The following is a 21,477-nucleotide window of genomic DNA, read 5'->3' on the forward strand; positions in this document are numbered from 1 at the left end:
AGAACTCGTACCAGGAGCCGTACAGGGCCCGTTCCCGCTCCACCAGCAGGGGCAACGGCTCGGAGGCGGTGACCAGTTCCCGCAGCGGATACCGGGCCAGGACCGCGTCCACCTCCGGCGTCAGCGCCGCCGCCAACCGGGCCGAGACCGGACGGGAGTCGTCGCCCAGGGCCCGTGCCGCCTTCAGAATCGTCGTACGGGCCCGGCCCTTCGGCGCTCCGGCCGCCGCGCGCGCGTAGAGTTCCACGCCCTGCTCCAGGACCAGCCCCGTGTCGATGCCGGCCGGGATCTTGATCCGGGCGTGGTGCCGCCACGTGGTGACCGGATCGCTCCACGCCTCGACCGTGTAGGTCCAGCGGCCCGGCGCGTCCGGGGTGACCTCGGCGCCCCAGCGGTCGGAACCGGGGGCGAGTTCACGCATCGGGGTCCACGGTCCGCGACGGCCCTTGGGGCCGCGCAGGACGACATTGGCGGCGACGGCGTCGTGTCCTTCCCCGAACACGGTCGCCGTCACTTGGAAGCTCTCCCCCGTGATGGCCTTGGCCGGGCGCCTGCCGCCCTCCACCGCGGGCCGCACCTCGCGGACCGGGATACGGCCGATGACAGGGGTCGCACTCATCTTTCTCACCTTCGTTGTGCTCATGGCCGGGCTAACGGCGGGACCGGCCGCGCGGTTCTGCGCCGCGTCATCCGTCTGGCCGCCGGCCGGGCTTCTCGTCGTGTTGTCGGCCGGGACCGCCGCCCGGCTCCCGCTTCCCGCCCGGAACGGGCGCAGCCTCACCGCAGGGCCGGAGAGAGCCGCGCCACCGCTCGGCCGCCGCGTCGCACGGCCCCGGCCGGCCGGGGCCGCACGTCCTGTTCCTGCAGGTAGACAGCGAGAGTTGTGCGCAGATAGCGCTCCGCCGCGTCCGCGGCCTCGCGCGCGCAGCGCTTTCCCATGAGCACACACAGGGTGTAGCCCGAGTCCTCGAAAGTAGCCCGCACCGCGCGGTCGGCAGGGGACGCGAGCATCACGCGTTCCCACGCCCGGTACCGCCGCAACTGCCTGGCGACCTCGGTCTTGGCCGGTAGCAGCATGACGCAGTCACCTTTCGGGCTCGATGAATGTTTCACTCATGGTGCACGCGCCGCCACCCAGCGTCTTGTTGGATCTTCAATCACCTCGGGAGTGCGCTCGTGTTGCACGAATGGACTAACGCCCGCACTGTGGGAGGTGACTCAGAAGCGACCAGCGCTCACCCTCCGTATATTCGGCCCGCGGGGGCCCCCGGAGCGGGAGCCTCGCCGGTGAGGAGCGAACGACGATGAAGACCGCAGTGCCCTGCTACTACCACCTCGACGTGGACGTCAGTCCGGAGCGCGTCGGACAGGTCAACCGGATCCTGGCCGCTCACCTGAAGTACTGGGACCTCGAGAACCTCGTCGACCCCGTCTGCGGCGGCGCCGACATGCTGCTGAAGGCGATCGACGAGCACGCGACGGACAAGTCCATCTCGATCGAGATGTGGTGGAACGGTCAGCACCTGATCACGGCCGTCGGCGGCAACGACCGCGAGCTGCGCCCGGACCAGGACCTGCGTGGCTGCCTGGAGCGGATCGCCGCGATGAGCGACGGGTGGGGCTGCTGTGCCACCGACACCGGCGCCAAGGTCATCTGGTTCTCGCAGCGGGCCCGGTCCGGCGAGCGGGTCCCGCTGGTGCCGACCGCGCCTGCGCCGAACCTGCGCGAAGGCCGCCCGGTGCCCCGCGAACTGCCCGTGGCGGCGCTGGCCGCCCCGGCTCTCGCGGAGCGCAGGGTGCTGGAGGACGCCCGGTGACCTCACGGCCGTACCGGACCGCAGGGGTGCCCGCCTGGAGCGGGCACCCCTACCCGTTGGGCGCCGACTTCGACGGGAAGGGCACCAACTTCGCCCTGTTCAGCGAGGTCGCCGAGCGGGTCGAACTGGTTCTCGTCGACGACGACGGCAGCCATCGGACCGTCCCGCTGACCGAGGTCGACGGCTTCGTCTGGCACGGCTATCTGACGGGGATCGGCCCGGGGCAGCGCTACGGCTACCGGGTGCACGGGCCGTGGGACCCGGCCGCCGGGCACCGGTGCAACCCGGCCAAGCTGCTCCTGGACCCGTACGCGCGCGCCGTCGACGGCCGCACCGACAACCACGCCTCCCTCTTCGAGCGGGCCGGCGACCGCCCCGACCCGGCGGACAGCGCCGGGCACACCCTGCTCGGCGTGGTCACCGACCCCGCCTTCGACTGGGGCGACGACACCCCGCCCCGGCGCTCGTACGCCGACACCGTCATCTACGAGGCCCACGTCCGCGGACTGACCCGCACCCACCCCGACGTCCCGCGCACGCTGCGCGGCACCTACGCCGGCCTCGCGCACCCCTCGGTGACCGAGCACCTCACCTCGCTGGGCGTGACGGCGATCGAGCTGATGCCGGTCCACCAGTTCGTGCAGGACGGCGTGCTGACCGACCGCGGCCTGTCCAACTACTGGGGCTACAACACCATCGGCTTCTTCGCGCCCCACAACGCCTACGCCGCCCACGGCACCCGGGGCCGGCAGGTCACCGAGTTCAAGGAGATGGTGAGGGCGCTGCACGCGGCGGGGCTCGAGGTGATCCTCGACGTCGTCTACAACCACACCGCCGAGGGCAACCAGAAGGGCCCCACCCTCTCCTTCCGCGGCATCGACAACGCCTCCTACTACCGGCTGGTGGACGGCGACTGGTCCCACTACTACGACACCACCGGCACCGGCAACAGCCTGCTGATGCGGCACCCTTACGTCCTGCAGCTCATCATGGACTCGCTGCGGTACTGGGTGACGGAGATGCACGTCGACGGCTTCCGCTTCGACCTCGCGGCCACCCTGGCCCGGCAGTTCCACGAGGTGGACCGGCTGTCGGCGTTCTTCGACCTGATCCAGCAGGACCCGGTGATCAGCCGCGTCAAGCTGATCGCCGAGCCCTGGGACGTCGGCGAGGGCGGCTACCAGGTGGGCAACTTCCCGCCACTGTGGTCGGAGTGGAACGGCAAGTATCGCGACGCCGTACGGGACTTCTGGCGGGCCGAGCCCCACTCGCTCGGCGAGTTCGCCTCCCGGCTGACCGGCTCCTCCGACCTGTACGCCCACAGCAGGCGCCGACCGCGCGCCAGCGTCAACTTCGTGACCGCGCACGACGGTTTCACCCTGCGCGACCTCGTCTCGTACAACGACAAGCACAACCAGGCCAACGGCGAGGGCAACCGGGACGGCGAGAGCCACAACCGGTCCTGGAACTGCGGGGTGGAAGGGCCCACGGACGACCCGGCCGTCCTCGAGCTGCGGGCCCGGCAGCAGCGCAACCTCCTCGCCACGCTGCTGCTCTCCCAGGGCATCCCGATGCTCAGCCACGGCGACGAACTCGGCCGCACCCAGCGCGGCAACAACAACGCCTACTGCCAGGACAACAAGGTCTCCTGGATCGACTGGCGGCTCACCGCGCAGCAGCGCCGGCTCACCGACTTCTGCCGACGGCTGGTCGCCCTGCGCGCCGCCCACCCCGGGCTGCGCCGGCGCCGGTTCTTCCACGGCGAGACCGTGACCCACGCCGGGCAGCCGCTGCCCGACCTGGTCTGGCTCCAGCCGGACTCCCGAGAGATGCGCGACCGCGACTGGCTGCGCTCCGACGCCCACAGCGTCGGCGTGTTCCTCAACGGCGACGCCATCGCCGAACCCGACCCGCGGGGCCGCCCCGTCGTCGACGACTCGTTCCTGCTCCTGTTCAACAGCTACTGGGAACCGGTCCCGTTCCGCCTGCCCGGCGCCGCGTACGGAGAACGCTGGACGGTCTGCGCCGACACGGCGGAACCGGACGAAGGCCGCGACGAAACGGAGTACAAGGCAGGCGCAGAGGTGACCGTTGAGTCCCGCAGTCTGATCGTGTTGTCCAGGCCCCCACGCCGCTCAGAATGAAAGGGAGGTGAGATCCCTTACCGTTGACGGTGCGAAGTCACCGTGAACTGCGCCCCGTCCGGGTCCCGCAGGATCGCCTCCTCCGCCGTCTCCCGCAGCACGCTGCCACCGTGCTTCTCGGCGGCCCGCGCACACCCCGGTACGTCCGCGACGGCGAAGTGGACCTGCCAGTGCGGCCGGATCGTCGGATCGGGGGCCGCCTCCAGCGCGCCCGACTCGATCCGCGCCACGACGTCGCCCCCGCTGCGCAGCACGACCTCGCCGCCCTCGTAGCGCACCTCGCAGCAGCCGGGCCGGTCCGTGGCCCACTCGAGGATCTCGCCGTAGAAGATCGCGGAGTCGAAGGCGTCGCGGGTGTGGAGCCTGATGAAGGACGGTGCCGCCTGCCGCCAGGCCTCCCAGTTGCCGATCAGCTTCCCCTCCCAGACGCCGAAGGTCGCGCCCTCCCGGTCGGCCAGCAGCGCCGCCCGGCCCGGCGGCAGCGAGATCGGCCCCACCGCCACGGTTCCGCCGCGCTCCCGGGTCCGGGAGGCCGCCTCGTCCGCGCTGGGCACGGCGAAGTACGGCGTCCACGCGACCGCCATCTGCCACATCGCGGCGACGGCGGCGATCCCGGCCACGGGGACGTTGTCGACCAGCGCCGTGCGGAAATGGCCGCCGAGGGTGCCGCGGCGCCACTGCCAGCCCAGCACGGCCCCGTAGAACTCCTGGGTGGCCTCCAGGTCGCGACTGGTCAGGCTCACCCAGCAGGGCGCGCCGAACACGGCGTGCGTGGAGAGGACCTCTTTGGCACCGGGGAGTGATGACGGCTGGTCGTTCATGGCGCTCGCGTTCCTGTGTCGGTCGGCCGGCAGGGGCCTTCCACCAGTGTCCGGCCGTAACCGGTCCGGGCGCCTGCCGAGTGCCCCGGTGGCACGATGGAGAGGTGCCACGAGTACCGCGCGGACCCGGCGACGAAACGGCCCGGATCTTCCGGCTCCAGCAGGAGGTCGACCAGCTGAAGGAGGCGGTCGCCTCCCATGCCGTGGTGGACCAGGCGATCGGCGTGATCGTCGCCCTGGGGCGCGTCACGCCGGACGAGGGATGGCTGATCCTGCGGGAGGTCTCGCAGCACACGAACATCAAGCTGCGCAATGTCTCGGAGCTGATCCTCATCTGGGGGCGCAACGGGGAGATGCCCGAGGAGATCCGGATGGAGCTGGAGACACTTCTGGACCAGCACGGCCCGACGCAGATCCCGGGCGCACCCCCGTTGGAGTGAGACCCGCGGCGCGGCCCGGCCCGCGACGGCTCAGTTCGCCCCGGGGACGACCTCCTCGCGCAGCCGCGCGAAGCAACTGCTGAGCAGCCGCGAGACGTGCATCTGCGAGATGCCCAGCTGCTCGGCGATGCGGCTCTGGGTCATGCCCTGGAAGAACCGCAGGTACAGGATGGTCCGCTCGCGCTCCGGCAGGGCCCGCAGACACGGCGCCACGGCGACGCGGTCGACGACGGTGTCGTAGCCGGGGTCGCGGTCGCCGAGGGCGTCCGTCAGGGCGTAGCCGTCGGTGCCGGGCATCTCGGCCTCCAGCGACAGCGCGGTGAAGCACTCCAGCGCCTCCATGCCCGCGTTCACCTCGTCCTCGCTGAGCTGCGCGTACGCGGCTATCTCGGCGACGGTCGGGGCCCTGCCCGGTGTGGTCTGGGCGAGTTCCTTGGTGGCGTGCCGCACCCGGTTGCGCAGGTCCTGGACCCGGCGCGGGACGTGCAGCGTCCACATGTGGTCACGGAAGTGGCGCTTGATCTCCCCGGTGATCGTCGGCACCGCGTACGCCTCGAAGGCGCGTCCCCGGTCCGGGTCGTAGTGGTCGACGGCCTTGACCAGCCCGAGGGCGGCGACCTGGTAGAGGTCCTCCAGGGCCTCACCGCGGCCGCGGAAGCGGACGGCGATCCGCTCGGCCATGGGCAGCCACAGCCGGACCAGCTCGTCCCGCAGCGCCTGGCGTTCGGGTCCGTCGGGCAGCGCTGCCAGCCGGACGAACGACTCGGCGGTGTCCGGGGCGTCGTCGTGGGGGTGCTGCTTCGATCTGACGGTGGTACGCATCAGGCGCGCCTTCCTCAGAGGGTGCCGATGGATGGACGGACACCGTGGGACAGCGCGCGCTCGGACGGTTCACGGATCGCCCGGGGCGGCCCGCTCGGCGGGGTCCCACAGACGTGCCTCCTGTCCGAAGCACTTCTGTGCCCATGCCCACCGATGGGTGTTCTGAAACGGTTAGTCCTATTTGTGTGGGTCCCATTTTTGGCTTTCCCTTGGGTGGATTACCTCTGAGTCAGAGGTAATCTCGGGGGTGTGGACGAGGAGACCTTCCCGGAAGAGCTCGCCGACGCGCTCGTCGGCATCCAGCGGCTGCTCAGGCGCCGGCTGCGCGCCGGGCTGACCGTGCCCCGGCTGCGTGGCGCCGAGGTCGAGCTGCTGAGGCTCGTCGAGGCACGGCCGGGCATCGGTGTCTCCGAGGCCGCCAAGGAGCTGTACCTCGCGGGCAACTCCGTCTCGACCCTGGTCAACCGCCTGGTCGGGGACGGCTACCTGGTCCGTGAGACCGACCCCGCCGACCGGCGTGCCGTCCGGCTGCTGCTCACCGAGGCGGCCGAGACCCGGCTGCGCGCCTGGAAGCAGCGGCGTGCCGCGCTCGTCCGCCGGCACGTCACCGGGCTCGACGCCGCCGACCAGGAGGCCCTACGGGCCGCCCTGCCGGCGCTGCGCTCGCTCGCCGTCAGCCTGCACGAGGAGGCCGAGGAGTCATGACCGCCGCCGTCGCCTGCACCGCGCTCGCCTACGCCTTCGGGGACACCAGGGCCGTCGACGGGCTCGACCTGACCGTCCACGAGGGCGAGGTCTTCGGCCTGCTCGGCCCGAACGGAGCGGGCAAGACCACCGCCATCCGCTGCATCACCACCCTGCTGCCCGTCCCGGCCGGCATGGTCGCCGTCTTCGGCCGGGACGCCGCCCACGACCGCATGGCCGTACGGCGCCTGCTCGGCTACGTCCCGCAGCAGCTGTCGGCCGACCAGAACCTCACCGGCCGGGAGAACGTCGCCCTGTTCGCCCGCGTCTTCGACGTGCCCCGCCGCGAACGCGGCGCACGCGTCGCCCAGGCCCTGGCCGCCGTCGACCTCACGGACGCCGCCGACCGGCTCGCCGGCACCTACTCAGGCGGCATGGTCCGGCGCCTCGAGCTCGCCCAGGCCCTGGTCAGCGCGCCCCGGCTGCTGATCCTCGACGAGCCGACCATCGGCCTCGACCCGATCGCCCGCACCGGTGTGTGGGAGCACATCACCGCCGTACGCGAGGCCACGGGCATGACCGTTCTGGTGACCACCCACTACATGGACGAGGCCGACCAGTACTGCGACCGGGTCGGTCTGATGCACCGCGGCCGCATCCGGGCCCTCGGCACCCCCACCGAGCTGCGACAGGGGCTCGGCGCCCGCCGGGGCGCCGCGGCCACGGACCCGCTGCCGAGCCTGGAGGACGTCTTCCGGGACGTCGCCGGCAGCGGCCTCGACGACAGTTCAGGAGACTTCCGCGATGTCCGAAGCACCCGCCGCACCGCTCAGCGCGTCGGCTGACCGCGCCCGCGAGCAGGGCATCGACCTGCTGCTGCGGCCGCCCCGGCCGCGGGCCGGCTGGCGGCTGCTCCCCGCCCGGGTCGCCGCCCTGTGCGCCGTCGAACTGCAAAAGCTCCGCCACGACCGCACCGAGCTGTACACCCGGGCCGTCCAGCCCGCCATCTGGCTGCTGATCTTCGGCCAGACCTTCACCCGCGTCAAGGCGATCCCGACCGACGGCATCCCCTACATCGACTACCTGGCGCCCGGCATCATCGCCCAGTCCGCGATGTTCATCGCCATCTTCTACGGCATCCACATCATCTGGGAGCGCGATGCCGGCGTCCTCAACAAACTGCTGGTCACCCCCACCCCGCGCTCCGCGCTGATCACCGCCAAGGCGTTCGCGGCCGGGGTGAAGTCGGTGATCCAGGCCGTCGTCGTGGTCCTCATCGCCGCCGTCCTCGGCGTCGCCCTGACCTGGAACCCGCTGAAGCTGCTCGGTGTCGCCGCGATCGTCGTCCTCGGCTCGGCCTTCTTCTCCTGCCTGTCGATGACCATCGCGGGCATCGTCCTCAGCCGCGACCGGCTGATGGGCTTCGGCCAGGCGATCACCATGCCGCTGTTCTTCGGCTCCAACGCCCTCTACCCGCTCTCCATCATGCCGGGCTGGCTCCGGACGGTCAGCAAGGTCAACCCCCTCAGCTACGAGGTGGACGCCCTGCGCGGCCTCCTCCTCGGCACGCCCGCGCATCTCGCCCTCGACTTCGGAGTGCTCCTCCTGGCCGCCGCGCTCGGCATCACCGCAGCCTCCGGACTGCTCGGCCGGCTCGCCCGCTGACCCGGTCCGCCGATCTTGTCCGCCGATCTTGTCCGGGACGTGATGTGCGGCACGCCCGCGGAGCGCCCCGCGGCGGCCTTCGGCGGATTCTTCCTGCGCACGGCTTGATCGACGATCAAAAGGGGTGAACCCCCTGGCCACAGCGCATTCTGCTCATTTGACAGTGCGCTGAGCCCACGGATAGGAAGCAGCCCGTAGAAGTCGAGAGGTGGACTGTGTACGAGCCGAACGTGGTCGGAGACTGGCAGGAGTACGACGAGCATGCCGGTCTGCGGGTCCGTGTCCACCGTCTGGAGCAGTCCGAGCCGCCGAGGGGCCGTGACGACGCGGCCGAGGGACTGACGTACTTCTGTCTGCGGGTGACCGTGGAGAACCGGGGCGCCGGACACTCCACCATCCACCTCGAGGACGGCCAGATCGACGTGCGGATCGGGCCCGAGGGCGAGAGCGCGTTCATCGACTGGCGCAACTCGCAGTTCATCGAGGGCTTCGACGTCTACCCGCTGCGCCGCGCCACCGCCGTCCTGTACGCCGCGGGCCCCGAGGCCGCGCTCGGCCAGGTGGACGTGCAGGTCCAGCTGCGCGTCGACGACGAGTGGGCGGACCGCCGGCTGTGGACCGGCGGCATCGGACTGCAGGAGGGGGCCGTCCCGACGGGGACGACCCGGGACAGCCTGGCCCACCAGGTCAGCGACTTCCTGCGGGACCTGGCGGCCGAGGAGGGCACCGCCTGAACGCGGCGCCCGCCTCACTCAGTGCGGGATGCCGTCGATGATCTCCCGGGCGCCCTGACGCAGCAGCGCCACCGCCACCGACGTGCCGAGCGTGGCCGGGTCGAGCCGGCCCGCCCACTCGTGGGCGTTGAGCCGTACCTTGCCGTCCGGGGTGAACACACAGGCCCGCAGGGACAGTTCGCCGCTGCGGTCCACCTGCGCGAACCCGGCGATCGGGCTGTTGCAGTGGCCTTGCAGGACGTGCAGGAACATGCGCTCCGCCGTGGCCTCCCGGTGGGTGGCCGGATCGCCGAGCCCGCTCACGGCGTCGATCAGGTCGCTGTCGCCCTCGCGGCACTGCAGCGCGAGGATGCCCGCGCCGATCGGCGGCATCATCGTCTCCGGCGACAGCACCTCGCTGATCACGTCCGTCCGCCCGATGCGCTCCAGGCCGGACACCGCCAGCAGCAGCGCGTCCGCCTCGCCCGCCGCCAGCTTCTCCAGCCGCCGGTTGGCGTTCCCGCGGAACGGCACGCAGTCCAGGTGCGGGTGCGTCGCGGCCAGCTGGGCGACCCGGCGCACCGAGGAGGTGCCGATACGGGTCCCGGCCGGCAGCTCGTCCAGGGCGAGACCACCCGGGTGGACCAGGGCGTCCCGGATGTCGTCCCGCTTCAGGAACGCGGCGAACACCGTGCCCGCGGGCAGCGGACGGTCCGCCGGGACGTCCTTGACGCAGTGCACCGCCAGGTCCGCCTCACCGGCCAGCAGCGCGGCGTCGACCTCCTTGGTGAACGCGCCCTTGCCCTCGACCTTGGACAGATCGCCCATCCACTTGTCGCCGGTCGTCTTCACGGGGACGACCTCGGTGCGCACACCGGGATGCAGGACGGCCAACTCCGCGCGGACACGCTCCACTTGGGCCAGGGCCATGGGGGAGTCGCGGGAGACGATACGGATCAGTTCCGGGACGGACATGCGGGACACGATAGACCCTTACGGCCCCCGCTCCGCACCGCTTGGCCCTATTCGGCCCCGCGTCACGGTGTGAACCGCAAGTCGAAGGGGTAAAGATCCGCGGCCCATCGGTGCGAGAGCGTGCCGAACGGGCCGAGGTGCTCCGGGGCGCGCGGCAGACAGCGGTGGCGCAGCAGGTCGAGCCGTTCCGCCCGGCTCAGCAGCCCGGTGAAGGCGTCGTCGTCGGCGTCGAGCGTGCCGTCCGGTCCGAGGGCGTTGAGGACGTCCCCCGCCGGGGTGCGGAGGTCCACGCGGAAGTCCGTCCGCCACGGCGAGTTGTGCCCCCAGCCCTGGGACTCGTCCACGGTCGGCCGGTGCCGGCGCAGATGCGCCCAGTACAGCGGCGACCGGTCGGCCACCCCGCGCTCGGCGTGCCGGGCGCCCGCCCGCACCCGGACCCCTGCGCGGGCGAACAGCACCGACCCCAGCCACAGCCCCGGCCACACCACCTCGGTGATCCGCACCGGCTCGTCCGGGTCCTCGGCCTGTTCGACCTCCACGATCTCGTGCAGGAACGGATCGAACGCCCCCGCCTCCTCGAAGGGCACCATGCCGAGCCGGGCGAACCAGCCGGCGTACGCGACAGCAACAGCAGATCGCTCACCCGGCTCAGCGCGTACAGCTCCCAGACGAACTCCGTACGCCACGCCGAGGGTTCCGGGCGGCCCCGCAGATGCGCGGCGCAGGTCAGGAGGTCGGCGCGGTACGAGACCTCGGCCCAGGCCAGCCACGACTCCACGGCATCGCCGCCACCGCCGTCCCGCAGTTCCTCGTACAGCTGCCGGGCGTCCGTCACGGGCCCACCGGCAGGGAGAAGCGGCGCTTGTCCTGGCCCCGGGCGCCGAGACGGTCGTAGAAGCGGATCGCGCCCTGGTTCCAGGCGGGGGTCTGCCACTGCACCTCGGGCAGGCCCAGGGTGCGGGCCTGCTCGGTCACCGCGTTCATCAGCAGGGCGCCGAGGCCCAGCCCGCGGTGGCCCGGGGCGAGGAACAGGCAGTCCAGGTGGAGGTACTCGCGGCCGTCCCAGGTGGAGAGCTCGGGCGCGCAGGTGGCGTAGCCGACGACCTCGCCGCCGGGGAGTTCGGCGACCAGGCAGCGCAGCCGGGGTGCCGGGGTGTCGAAGAGCAGCACGGCCAGGCGCTCCGCGAGACCGGGGGCGGGTGGGGCGGCCTTCTCGTACTCCGCGTGCCGGGCGGCGAGTTCGGCGACGCGGGGCAGGTCGGCGCGCTCGGCGTGCCGTACGACGGGGGCGGTCATCGCGGGGCCCTCTCGCCCGTGAGGAGAGAAGCCGTCACCTGAGGTCCCCCTCGACCGTGTCCGTGCTCCAGGCGGCCAGCCGTTCCGTCAGCGGGCCCGTGCCGTCGAGGACCCGGCGGGCGAACGCGTCGCGTTCATGGGCGAACACGGCCGCCTCCCACACGCACGGCGCGAGCCCGGCCCGCCCCGGCCGCAGCTCCTGCGGCCGTCCGGCCGGGCCCGTGAACACGGCGAGGTCCGCCATGTCGCCCTCGATCCAGGTGAGGAGCAGCACGTAGTCGCCGTCGCCGCCCGCGTGCGCGATCAGTACGGCGAGGCCCAGCGAGCCCCGCTGCTCCGCGAGCGCCAGCTGACCGGCGGCGATCCGCAGCGCCTCCTCGGCGAACGGCCCGGACACCGTGCGGCCCGGCGCCCGCAGCGCGTACGCCTTCACCAGGTGCCCGACGACCTCGTGCGTGCCGAGCGGGCGGGCGGGGCGGGCATGGTGTTCTTCGGCGAGGGCGAGCAGCTCCTTCGCCCGGACGGCGGGCGGCAGTTCGTCGTGAAGATCCATTCGGCCATCATGCGGTGCCCGTCGCGTTCAGACCAGCGGCCGGCTCAGTTCGATCGCCCGCTGGGCGGCGGCCGGCGCCCGCTCGTCCCCGACGTCCAGGGCGGTGTCGGTCAGCTTGATGACGTGCTCGTCGCCGTGGGCGAGGGCACGCTCGACCACCTCCTCGGCGGTGAGCCGGGCGGGCGGTGCGCAGGCGACGGGTTCGGCCGGGGCGTACATGGCGGTGACCGCGGCGGACGCCGTCCAGGCCGCGCGCAGACTCCGCGCCCACAGCGCGCGGGACAGCGAATGGAGGGTGCGCAGCACGGTGTTGGGGGCCGTGGCCGCGTGCACCAGCATGGTCTCCTCGCCGTGGCCGTGGGTGGCGTAGCGGTGGGTCGCGGCCCGGACCAGCTCGGTGAGGCGTGCGCGGGCGGTGTCCGGGTCGCTCACCTCGTCCGCCCAGACGGGCAGCGCGTGGACGGCGGCCAGCCGCACGGGGAACGGTCCGCTCGCCGGGGTGATCGCGGGGACGGCGTCCAGGGAGCGGGCGGCGGTCGGTGCGCCGGGCAGCGCGGTGATGCCGGAGACGGGGCGGTGACGGGCCGCCCAGTAGCCCAGGGCGTGGGCGAGTTCGGCGCGTCGGGGCGCCTTCTCCTCGGCCTCCAGGGCCCGCACGGCGTGGCCCACCCGGATCACGGGGTGGGTGGCCGCGCCGTACAGCCCCGGCAGCAGGCGGGGCCACCACTCGGCGAGGAGGTCGTGCCACGGGAGTTCGGCGAGGGCCCCGCGTGAAGTACGCGACCCAGTCGGCGGCCCGGCGGATGTCGCCCAGCGCCTCGCGCCAGTCGGCGTCCGTCACCGGGGCCACGGGGGAGGGGAACCCCTCCAGCCTGTCCTGGTAGAGGTCCAGCCAGCGGTGCACGGCCCCGGAACGGCCCCGCGCGGCCAGCGACTCGACCACCATCGGCGCGTGGTTGGAGAGCCGCCCGAGGCGCTCCGGTCCCGACGTGTGGAGCCGTTCGAATGCCTCGTCCAGCCGTCCGCTCGTGTCCTCGTGTGGGGTCATGCACGGGACACTGGGCAGCGGACGGCGGACGGGGATCGGCCGCGGGGCGGAAGCCGCGGGCGGCTCGGGTGGGCCCCGGGACCGATCCCCCTCACCGTCTACGCGTTGGGGTCGAAGGCGATCCCCGACGGCTTCGCCGACGTCAGGTTGCCGGCGAAGTTGGCGTCCTTGAGGCCGAAGTTGGCGCTGCCGAAGTCGTACGCGCTCAGCTTGTCGCGCAGGCCCGCCGGGTAGCCGTTCCAGCCGACCAGCGGCGGGTACTGCCAGGTGTGCTTGTCGTTCTCCGGCGGTTCGTCGTTGGAGTTGCCGAGCCGGAAGCAGTGGGTGCTGATGCCGTCCTTGTGGTAGACGGCCTTGGCGTGGGTGCCCTCGAACCGCACCTCGGACGCGGCGTGCACGGTGAACGAGCCGTGGTTGGACGTCGAGACGTACTGGACCGTGCCGTTCTGCACCCAGACCACGACGTGCTCCCAGTCGTGCCGGTGCCCGCCGATGCTGCTGCCCGCGATGGCCTGGTCCTTCTCGAAGTACAGGCTGTACATGTACGCGCACCAGCCGTTGTTGCACTTGTAGCGCGAGTAGCTGTTGGTGTTGTCCAGGTCGGACGCGTCGTGGCAGTCCCCGCTGAGCGAACCGGTGGGCTTCAGGCCGCCGTTGATGGTGCCGTCGGGGCCGATGGCCGGCGTGGGGTAGCAGCCGTCCGTGTCGTAGTCGAACGCGGGCTGGTACGTCAGTTCCGCCGCCTCGGCGTTCTGCGGCAGTGCCTGGGGCGGGGCCGCGAAGGCGACCGAGGGGACCGCGAGGACGAGAGCACCGGCGCCGGCGAGACCGGTGAGCCATCTCCTGCGGTGGGCCTTGAACGTGGGTGACGACACTGCGTCCTCCTCGGGAACCGGGCGCAGCCGAACGGCTGTGGGGGAAGGGGGAGTTGAAAGGGAAGCCCAGCTTCCACGGTTTTCACTTCCGCGCCAAGGGGTCGCAGGCGTATCAATGATGAAGCGCAGCCCAATAGTTGGTCGCTCGGTGCCGGGTCAGGCGGAAGTGTCCGGAAGGTCCGCCGCCGACTCCTCGGGTGCCAGGTCCGCTCGCAGCCTCAGCCAGGAGGGCTGGCGCAACAGCCCCGCCCGGGTACGGGTGCTGTAGCGGACCTCGCCGACCAGCCTCGGCACGACCCAATGGGCGCCGGCGGCCGGCGGTACGGCGTCGAAGGGGCACACGTCGGTCGCGGCGGCCCGCAGCAGCGCCGCGAGTTCGGTGCGTTCGGCCTCGCTCCAGCCGGTGCCGACGCTGCCCACGTACCGCAGTCCGCCCGCCCCGGTCCGCTGCCCGACGAGCACGGCCCCGGGCAGCCCGGTCAGCCGGCCCCTCCCCGGCGACCAGCCCCCGACGAGCACGTCGGCGGTGCGCATGTTGCGGATCTTGATCCAGGCCCGGGAGCGCACACCGGGCTCGTACACCGAGTCCAGCCGCTTGCAGACCAGGCCCTCCAGACCGTGGGCACGGGTCGCCTCCAGGGCCTCCCGCCCGTGTCCGACGAGCGCGCCCGGCGTCGACCAGAACGGCCCCTCCAGACCCAGCGCCTCCAGCCGCGCCCTGCGCTCGGCATAGGGCAGCCGCAGCAGCGGGTCCGCACCGAGGTGCATCACGTCGAACAGCACGAGGTGCACGGGCACCGTGGCCGCCATCCGCGCCGCCCTGCCCGGCGACCCCACGAGCCCCATCCGGGACTGCAGCAACTGGAAGTCGGCCCGGCCCTGTTCGTCGAGCGCCAGCACCTCCCCGTCCAGCACGGCAGCCATCGGCCCGAGAGCCCTGCCCAGCGGCAGCAGTTCGGGATAGGCGACGGTGATGTCCTCCCCCGACCGGGCCCGCAGCCCGACGCTCCCGTCCCCGGCGAGATACACCACGGCCCGCTGACCGTCCTGCTTGGTCTCGTAGGCCCAGCGCGCGTCCTGGGCGGCGGGAGGGAGGGTGCCGGGGGTGGCGAGCATGGGGGAGACGAGGGGAAGGGGCATGGGTGAGTTGTCGACGGGGCCGACCCGCACCACGCGCACGGCGGGGCGGTTTCCCCTGAACGGGGGCTCAGGCGCCGCAGAAGCCGAAGACGCCCAGGTGGCTCGGCCGGTCGCCGGTGCAGAGCACGACGTAACGGCCCGTCCACGGGGCTCTCAGCGGCCCCCGGCCGACGGGGGCGGGGCCTGGACCAGGCCTGTCTGGTAGGCGATGACGACCAGTTGGGCGCGGTCGCGGGCGCCGAGCTTGGTCATCGCCCGGTGGACGTGGGTGCGGACGGTGAGGGGGCTGACGAAGAGCTTCTCGGCGATCTCCTCGTTGGAGTGGCCCTCCGCCACCCAGGCCATCACCTCGCGCTCGCGGGCGGTGAGCCCGGCGAGGTCGGAGGGGGCCGCGAGACGGGCGCCCTCGGTGGGGGAGGTGAGGAAGCGGGTGATGAGGGACCGGGTGGCGAGCGGGGAGAGGAGGGACTCGCCGGCCGCGACGGTGCGGATGCCGTCGAGCAGCGTGTCGGCGGTGACGTCCTTGCCGAGGAAACCGCTGGCCCCGGCCCGCAGCGCGCGGGCCACGTACTCGTCGATCTCGAAGGTCGTCAGGATCAGCACACGCGTGTCGGACAGCTCCGGGTCCGCGCAGACGGCGGCGGTGGCCGCGAGCCCGTCCGTGCCGGGCATGCGGATGTCCATCAGGACCAGGTCCGGCCGGTGGCCGCGGGCGAGCTCGATCGCCTCCGCGCCGTCGGTGGCCTCCGCGACCACCTCCATGTCGTCGCAGGAGTCGATCAGGATCCGGAAGGTCGCCCGCAGCAGGGCCTGGTCGTCGGCGAGGAGCACGCGGATGGTCATGGGGTCCGTTCTCGGGGTGCGGGAGTGTCGGGGTACAGGGGGAGCCGGGTGGTGACCTGGAAGCCGCCCCCGGGGCGGTGCCCGGCCTGGAGGGCGCCGCCCACGGAGTGGGCCCGCTCGCGCATGCCGATCAGGCCGAAGCCCCGGCCCTCGGTCGCCCCGGAGGGCACGGCGGTGCCGTCGTCGGTGACCGTGATCGTCAGCCGGTCGCGGCCGAACCTCAGCCGCACCTGCGCCGTGCGCGCCGCCGCGTGCTTGGTGACGTTGGTCAGCGCCTCCTGCACGATGCGGTACGCCGTCAGATCCACGCCGGGCGTGAGCGGCCGGGCCGTGCCCTCCAGGTCGATCCGCACGTCCAGCCCCGCCGAGGCGCACGTCTGCGTCAGCTCGGCCAGCTGTCCGAGGCCGGGACTCGGGGCGAGCGGCGCGTCCCCCTCGTCCGCCTGGCGCAGCAGGCCCACGGTCGCCTTCAGCTCGCGCAGCGCCGACGACGTCGTCCCGGCGAGGTCGTCGAGGATGCGCTGCACCTGGTCGGGGTGGGTGCGCGCGAGGTGCGCGGCCGTGCCCGCCTGGGCGTTGGCCAGTGCCAGATGGTGGGCGACGACGTCGTGCAGCTCGCGCGCGATGCGCACCCGTTCCTCCACGACCCGGTGCCGCGCCTCTTCCTCGCGGCCGCGCTCGGCGTACTCGGCACGGGCCTGGACCGCCTCGACGTACCGCCGCTGGAGCCGGACGAGGCTGCCGGTGACGACCGGGAACAGCAGCCAGATCACGGGGCTGATCGTCTTCATCACCCACGGGTGGTCGACCGGGTCCAGGACCAGGGCTCCGGGGACGATCACCGCGACGGCCGCGAGGTAGCACCGACGGGTCGTCCGGCGGCGGGTGGTCGCCGCCACCCGGTACAGGGCGAGCATCGTCGGGCTCAACAGGAGCGGGGTGATCAGATGGCCCAGCGCGCCGGCGCCGGCCACACAGCACGCGGTGACCACCACGCTCGTACGGGGCCTGGTGCGCTGCCACAGCAGCAGCGTCCCGCAGGAGACGGCCGCGAGGACGATCGTCGGCACCGTCGCGTCCGGCTGGTCGGCGCGGGGCATGGTGATCTCGCTGCCGAACAGGAAGGCGGCGAACAGCAGGGCGGCCGTCATCGTGTCGACCGTGCGGGAGTGGTCGTCCGCGTAGCGCTGCCAGGGGATGAACATCGGGTTCTCCGGTCGGGGCTGGTCCCATGGTGGGCGACGCCCGTCGCGGGACGACGGGCGGGGTCCTCCTGTGCGGCGGCGCGCACAGGGACGGACCTTCCCCGGACAACCGGGGGACGGTGGGGCAGGGGCGGGCCTCACGTTCCACCGGAGCCGCCTCCCGGGTGCACGGCCCGGGTGAGGGCAGCGCCCGGTCGCGCCACTTCGGCAGCCGTGATCAGCGCGGCGGCCACCACGATCCGGGGGCTGTGCCGGAGCCGTTCACCTCGTCACCAGACGCACGGCAGCTCCACCTCGACCACCGTCGGCCCGCCCACCGGGCTGCTCACCCGCATCACCCCGTCCAGCGCGGCCACCCGGCGTCGCATACCCAGCAGCCCCGATCCGGCGCTCTCGTCCGCACCGCCACATCCTTCGTCGCGCACCCGCACGCTCAGCCCGGTCCGGAAGCGGGCCAGGATCACCTCCGCCCGGTCGGATCCGCTGTACTTGGCCGCGTTGGTGAGCGCCTCGGCGACGACGAAGTAGGCGGCGGCCTCCACTGCGGCAGGCGCCCGCGCCTCGTCGGGGAGACCGTCCGTCTGTACGGTCACGCGCAGCCCTCCCCCACTCTCGGCTTCGCTCGAGCGGGGGGACCCCCACCTTGCCGCAAGCGCCCGTACGGCCCCCACCAGCCCCCGGTCGGTGAGGATCGGCGGATGGATGCCGCGCACCACGTGCCGCAGCTCGGTCAGCGCCTCCTCGGCCTGGTCCTGCGCGTCGGCGAGCAGCTTGCGCGCGGCGTCCGGGTCGGCGGCGTACGCGCGTTGGGCCAGCCCGATCCGCATCGACAGGGCGACCAGGCGGGCCTGCGCCCCGTCGTGCAGGTCCCGCTCGATGCGCCGCAGTTCGGAGCCGTGCGCGGCGACCGCGTCCGCCCGGGTCGCGGTGAGCTGCTCGACCCGCCGGGCCAGCAGTGCCCGGGGGGAGGGCCGCAGCAGCGCCGCCGACCAGCCCGCCTCGACGTCGGCCAGCCGGACGATCAGCGGCAGGACCAACGCCCTCCGTCCCAGCAGCCCGCTCCACACACCGTCGACGACCAGCCCCGCCGGCCACAGCGGCAGCATCAGCACGGTCAGCCAGCCGTAGGCGTAGTACGCGGCCATCCAGCGCAGGTCGGTGAGCGTCCCGGGATCGCGCACGGCCGTCCGCAGCCGCTCCCGCACCGGGCCGGTGATCGGCGCGTACGCCTCGGTGATCTCCCGGCCGGTCCAGGAGGCCGTCAGCCGCCGTTTGGCCCCGGCGATCCGGCGGATCAGCAGCACGGTCTCGGGCAGCAGCCAGACCCCGACCACCGCGACCGCGCCGGTGGCCGTGATCAGCAGGATGGTGATGAAGAGATACGACCCGAAGGCCATGGCGGCGGCCAGCACGAGGTGGACCGTGGCCCGCGCCGCCTGTCGCAGGGTCGCGCGCATGGAGTGCCGTTCCTGTCGTGAGGAGGGGGTGGGGCCGGGTGCCGGTCGAGGATGCGCCGACGACCGGCACCCCGCCCCTTGGGACTAGTCGTCCAGCGTGACGACGACCTTCTCGGCGGCGCCCGGCGTCAGCGTCAGTTCGAAGGCGCGGTCGACCTCGGAGAACGGGACGCGGTGGCTGATCAGCTTGGCGAACCGCTCCTGGTGCTCGACCAGTTCGGGGGTGACCTCGAAGATCTCGGTCGGGTAGCCCTGGGAGGCGACCAGGGTCAGCTCGCTGCGGAGCATGCCGCCCAGGTCGATCTCGGAACCCTTCTTGTGCACCGCCACCATCACCAGCTTGGCGCCCCACTTGGCGGAGTTCACCACGGTGTTGAAGACGGCGGCCACACCGGCCGCGTCGATGAAGACGTCGGTGCCGGGCCGGGGCTGGCCGAGGGCGTTGGCGCTCTGCCCGTGCAGCTCGGTCAGGCGCGCGGCCACGTCCTCCTCGGCGGAGTTGACGACGGCGTCCGCCCCCACGGCCAGTGCCTTCTCCAGCCGGGAGGGGATGACGTCGACGACCACCACGTGCTCCACACCGCGCAGCTTCAGCCAGATCGCCGCGCCCAGGCCGATCGGCCCGGCCCCGAACACCACCACCTTGTCGTCGGGCTTGGCCTCGGAACGGTTGACGGCGTGCCGGGCCACCGCCATCGGCTCGTTGAGGGAGGCCACGTCGAAGGGCACGGTGTCGGGGAAGACGGCGACGCTCTTGCCGACCTCGGCGTTCTCGATCAGCAGGAACTCGCTCATCCCGCCGAACCTGCCGCCGCAGCCGATGATCCCGGTGGGCGCGTCCTGCGGGTTGACGACCACCCGGTCGCCGATGTCGAGGCCGTCCACCTCGGAACCGAGTTCCACGATCTCACCGGCCGGCTCGTGGCCGAGCGGCACCGGGACCAGTTCGCCGCCGAGATGGGCGCGGGCCGGCATGCCACCCATGTGCAGGAACGTGACATCGGTGCCGCAGATGCCGCAGGCGCGGATCCGGACCAGGGCGTCCTTGGGACCGGGCACCGGCCTCTCGACGTCCACGACCTCGACCTTGTCGACTCCGCCGGTCCGGACGGACTTCATCGTGCTCATGGGGGGAGAACCTCTCTTGCTCTATGGGGTGATCGCGCTCAACGGGTGATCGTTGATCGGTTGTTGGTCATCGGTTGTTGGTCATCGGCTATCGGTCATCGGTTGTCGGTCATCGGTTTTGGTCGGACGCCGAGAGTCTTCAGGACGGCGTCCGCCATGCCCTGTTCGCCACGCTCGTTGGGGTGGACGGAGGCGGCCGGGGCGAGGGGCACGAGCGGCTCGACCCAGCGCACCCGCCGGTCGGCGCAGGCGTCGCGCCCGACCGAGGGCGTGTACGTGTCGACGTAGCCGACGCCGGCCCGGTCGGCCCGCTCCCGGAGCATCGCGTTGAGCTGCTGCTCCTTCTCGTGGAGGTAGGTGACGTCCCCGGCGGCGAGGCCCATCTCGTCGCCGCACCCGGTGGTGTGCGACGGCAGGATCGCCGGATAGCCGACGACGTAGACGCGGGCGTTCGGCGCGCGCCGGCGGACCTCGGCCAGGGCCTTGGCCAGCCGCTCGTCCGCCGCGTCGATCCGCCGCCGTATCTCGTCGGTGCCGTCGGAGACGTACCGCGCACGGCAGGGCGCGCTCCCGGTACCCACCTGCAGGCTCTTCAGGGCGAAGGTGAGCACGCCCGACTTCACGCAGGTCCTCACCAGCGGGGCGAAGCCGATGTCGTTGCCGCCCATGCCGAGGGTGACCAGCCGGGTCCGGCCGTCGAGGGCGGACAGCTGCGCGGGATTGGTGCCGTGGTCCGTGGTTTGCGGCGCGGTCAGGTCCGCCAGGGTCGCCCCGCTGCAGCTGACGTCGCGGAAGTCCCCGGCGGGCACCTCCAGTCGCCTGGCGACCAGCGTCGGGTAGTTGCGGTCCGAGCGGTCGCAGCCGACGGGGGTGCCGGTCCGGGCCGGGATGTCGGGGCCCGCGGTGTAGGAGTCGCCCAGCGCGACGTACGGGCCGCGCGGCGGGGTGGGGTCGGTCAGGTCGTCGTGCCCGCCGATCACGATCGCGGTGGTGAGCACACCGCAGGCGAGCGCCCCGGCCAGCGCGGCTCGTACGGGTGTCTTCATGGACGGGTCCTGTCTGTCGTCCCCGGACGGGGTTCACGCCGGAGGAGGTGCCCCCGGGCCCGGATGCCGACAGGGGGGAGGGAGTCGGCCGCCGGACCCGGGGACCACACGCCGATCCCCGTCCCCACGGGTTCGGCGCCGGGGAGCCGCCTCCGCTCAAGGCGGCTCCGGTCGGGTTGCTTGAGTTAGGCAAACACATGCGGATTACTTGAGTCAAGCAAGCGCCGGGATTTACTTGAGTTAGGCAAGGAGAAGGGTAGGGTGAGGCCCATGTCCCCCTCACCGCCCGCAGTGCCCCCCGCCTCGCCGGCAGCGGTCGACATCGAACGCGCCCTCACCCGCGTCGCCTATCTGAGCGTCCGCGCCCGCCAGCACGACCGACTCGTCGCGATGGCGGGCGTACCGCTCGACCGGGCCGCCGTCGCGATGCTGCGCCGGATCGCCGAGCACGACCCCCTGCGCCCGGGGGAGCTCGCCCAGGCGCTCGCCGTGCAGGCCTCCCACGTCACCCGCCAGGTGCAGCGGCTCCAGCAGTCCGGCTACGTCACCCGGATTCCCGACCCCGACGATCCCCGGGCCCGGCGCATCCGCCTCACCCCCCTCGGCGAGGACGCCGTGGCCCGGCTCGGCGACGCGGGGGCGCGCGGCATGCAGCTGGTCCTCGCGAACTGGTCGCCGGCCGAAGTACGGCTGCTCGCCCGGCTGGTGCGCCGTATGGCGGACGTCCTGCTGGCGGAGACGGGCGACCCGGCAGACGCCGCCGAGGCCACCGGCATCCCCGGCCTGGCTGGCGCTGTGGGAGTCG

The 21,477-nt window shown here is 72.7% G+C and carries 23 protein-coding genes and 1 pseudogene; 8 read left to right on the forward strand and 16 right to left on the reverse strand.

Annotated elements, in window-relative coordinates; translation table 11 throughout:
* Together ACIRF9_RS39025 and ACIRF9_RS39030 are read right to left on the reverse strand one after the other, a co-directional pair.
* Positions 1 to 619 (reverse strand): maltotransferase domain-containing protein (locus ACIRF9_RS39025; RefSeq protein WP_403832442.1); only part of this gene is annotated, 619 nt, incomplete at its 3' end.
* A gap of 158 nt (positions 620 to 777) precedes the next feature.
* Positions 778 to 1,077, reverse strand: a complete 300-nt coding sequence (locus ACIRF9_RS39030) for a DUF5133 domain-containing protein (RefSeq protein ID WP_403832444.1) — start codon at positions 1,075 to 1,077, stop codon at positions 778 to 780.
* 227 nt (positions 1,078 to 1,304) lie between these two features.
* Here ACIRF9_RS39030 and ACIRF9_RS39035 point away from each other — a divergent pair, with 227 nt between their 5' ends.
* Entirely contained in the window at positions 1,305 to 1,817 is a 513-nt protein-coding gene (locus ACIRF9_RS39035) for a pep a2 (RefSeq protein WP_403832445.1), read from the forward strand.
* A 26-nt stretch (positions 1,818 to 1,843) separates the two neighbouring features.
* Positions 1,844 to 3,961 carry a glycogen debranching protein GlgX gene (glgX, locus tag ACIRF9_RS39040; protein WP_403832753.1) on the forward strand — a complete coding sequence of 706 codons (2,118 nt, stop codon included), beginning with the start codon at positions 1,844 to 1,846 and terminating at the stop codon, positions 3,959 to 3,961.
* 17 nt (positions 3,962 to 3,978) lie between these two features.
* On the opposite strand, the gene ACIRF9_RS39045 is transcribed toward glgX, so the two are convergent.
* Positions 3,979 to 4,782: a VOC family protein gene (locus tag ACIRF9_RS39045; protein ID WP_403832447.1), complete on the reverse strand. Its 804-nt coding sequence runs from the start codon at positions 4,780 to 4,782 to the stop codon at positions 3,979 to 3,981.
* A gap of 104 nt (positions 4,783 to 4,886) precedes the next feature.
* On the opposite strand from ACIRF9_RS39045, the gene ACIRF9_RS39050 reads away from it, so the two are divergent.
* Entirely contained in the window at positions 4,887 to 5,222 is a 336-nt protein-coding gene (locus ACIRF9_RS39050) for an ANTAR domain-containing protein (RefSeq protein ID WP_403832450.1), read from the forward strand.
* A 30-nt stretch (positions 5,223 to 5,252) separates the two neighbouring features.
* On the opposite strand, the gene ACIRF9_RS39055 is transcribed toward ACIRF9_RS39050, so the two are convergent.
* Entirely contained in the window at positions 5,253 to 6,044 is a 792-nt protein-coding gene (locus ACIRF9_RS39055; RefSeq protein WP_403832452.1) for an RNA polymerase sigma factor SigF, read from the reverse strand.
* A 249-nt stretch (positions 6,045 to 6,293) separates the two neighbouring features.
* Between ACIRF9_RS39055 and ACIRF9_RS39060 the strand changes: the two genes are divergently transcribed.
* The 4 genes from ACIRF9_RS39060 (at position 6,294) to ACIRF9_RS39075 (ending at position 9,127) form a co-directional block, all read left to right on the forward strand.
* Complete coding sequence (locus ACIRF9_RS39060; protein WP_403832454.1) at positions 6,294 to 6,749, forward strand: MarR family winged helix-turn-helix transcriptional regulator; 456 nt, start codon at positions 6,294 to 6,296, stop codon at positions 6,747 to 6,749.
* Positions 6,746 to 7,573, forward strand: coding sequence for an ABC transporter ATP-binding protein (locus ACIRF9_RS39065; RefSeq protein WP_403832456.1), 828 nt, complete (start codon positions 6,746 to 6,748; stop codon positions 7,571 to 7,573). Before ACIRF9_RS39060 ends, ACIRF9_RS39065 begins: the two co-directional genes overlap by 4 nt.
* Positions 7,533 to 8,393, forward strand: coding sequence for an ABC transporter permease (locus tag ACIRF9_RS39070; RefSeq protein WP_403832457.1), 861 nt, complete (start codon positions 7,533 to 7,535; stop codon positions 8,391 to 8,393). Before ACIRF9_RS39065 ends, ACIRF9_RS39070 begins: the two co-directional genes overlap by 41 nt.
* 215 nt (positions 8,394 to 8,608) lie before the next feature.
* Positions 8,609 to 9,127 carry a hypothetical protein gene (locus tag ACIRF9_RS39075; RefSeq protein WP_403832459.1) on the forward strand — a complete coding sequence of 173 codons (519 nt, stop codon included), beginning with the start codon at positions 8,609 to 8,611 and terminating at the stop codon, positions 9,125 to 9,127.
* 18 nt (positions 9,128 to 9,145) lie between these two features.
* Here the strand turns inward: ACIRF9_RS39075 and hemC are convergent, their stop codons facing one another.
* From hemC to ACIRF9_RS39135, 12 genes and pseudogenes are all read right to left on the reverse strand, one after another.
* The gene (gene hemC / locus ACIRF9_RS39080; RefSeq protein ID WP_403832461.1) at positions 9,146 to 10,081 is read right to left on the reverse strand and encodes a hydroxymethylbilane synthase; all 936 of its coding nucleotides are present in this window, start codon (positions 10,079 to 10,081) and stop codon (positions 9,146 to 9,148) included.
* 62 nt (positions 10,082 to 10,143) lie between these two features.
* A complete protein-coding gene (locus ACIRF9_RS39085; protein ID WP_403832464.1) occupies positions 10,144 to 10,767 on the reverse strand; it encodes a hypothetical protein in 624 nt (207 codons plus the stop codon).
* A 145-nt stretch (positions 10,768 to 10,912) separates the two neighbouring features.
* Entirely contained in the window at positions 10,913 to 11,377 is a 465-nt protein-coding gene (locus tag ACIRF9_RS39090; protein ID WP_403832467.1) for a GNAT family N-acetyltransferase, read from the reverse strand.
* A gap of 34 nt (positions 11,378 to 11,411) precedes the next feature.
* Entirely contained in the window at positions 11,412 to 11,930 is a 519-nt protein-coding gene (locus ACIRF9_RS39095) for a hypothetical protein (protein ID WP_403832469.1), read from the reverse strand.
* A 27-nt stretch (positions 11,931 to 11,957) separates the two neighbouring features.
* Positions 11,958 to 12,978 (reverse strand): annotated as a pseudogene (locus ACIRF9_RS39100) (questin oxidase family protein).
* A gap of 98 nt (positions 12,979 to 13,076) precedes the next feature.
* Complete coding sequence (locus ACIRF9_RS39105; RefSeq protein ID WP_403832471.1) at positions 13,077 to 13,853, reverse strand: NPP1 family protein; 777 nt, start codon at positions 13,851 to 13,853, stop codon at positions 13,077 to 13,079.
* Positions 13,854 to 14,009: 156 nt separating this feature from the next.
* A complete protein-coding gene (locus tag ACIRF9_RS39110; RefSeq protein ID WP_403832473.1) occupies positions 14,010 to 14,993 on the reverse strand; it encodes an ATP-dependent DNA ligase in 984 nt (327 codons plus the stop codon).
* Between the two features lie 153 nt (positions 14,994 to 15,146).
* Positions 15,147 to 15,836, reverse strand: coding sequence for a response regulator (locus tag ACIRF9_RS39115; RefSeq protein WP_403832475.1), 690 nt, complete (start codon positions 15,834 to 15,836; stop codon positions 15,147 to 15,149).
* Complete coding sequence (locus ACIRF9_RS39120; RefSeq protein WP_403832477.1) at positions 15,833 to 17,041, reverse strand: sensor histidine kinase; 1,209 nt, start codon at positions 17,039 to 17,041, stop codon at positions 15,833 to 15,835. Before ACIRF9_RS39120 ends, ACIRF9_RS39115 begins: the two co-directional genes overlap by 4 nt.
* 269 nt (positions 17,042 to 17,310) lie before the next feature.
* A complete protein-coding gene (locus ACIRF9_RS39125; RefSeq protein ID WP_403832479.1) occupies positions 17,311 to 18,498 on the reverse strand; it encodes a histidine kinase in 1,188 nt (395 codons plus the stop codon).
* A gap of 84 nt (positions 18,499 to 18,582) precedes the next feature.
* Complete coding sequence (locus ACIRF9_RS39130) at positions 18,583 to 19,626, reverse strand: zinc-binding dehydrogenase (protein ID WP_403832482.1); 1,044 nt, start codon at positions 19,624 to 19,626, stop codon at positions 18,583 to 18,585.
* Between the two features lie 95 nt (positions 19,627 to 19,721).
* On the reverse strand, positions 19,722 to 20,672 hold the full coding sequence (locus ACIRF9_RS39135) for an SGNH/GDSL hydrolase family protein (RefSeq protein ID WP_403832484.1): 951 nt from the start codon (positions 20,670 to 20,672) through the stop codon (positions 19,722 to 19,724).
* A 270-nt stretch (positions 20,673 to 20,942) separates the two neighbouring features.
* On the opposite strand from ACIRF9_RS39135, the gene ACIRF9_RS39140 reads away from it, so the two are divergent.
* On the forward strand, positions 20,943 to 21,477 hold a 535-nt coding region (locus ACIRF9_RS39140), incomplete at its 3' end, for a MarR family winged helix-turn-helix transcriptional regulator (protein ID WP_403832486.1).

Origin of the sequence: Streptomyces sp. NPDC096132, from assembly GCF_044763345.1 — a bacterium.
Taxonomy (GTDB): domain Bacteria; phylum Actinomycetota; class Actinomycetes; order Streptomycetales; family Streptomycetaceae; genus Streptomyces.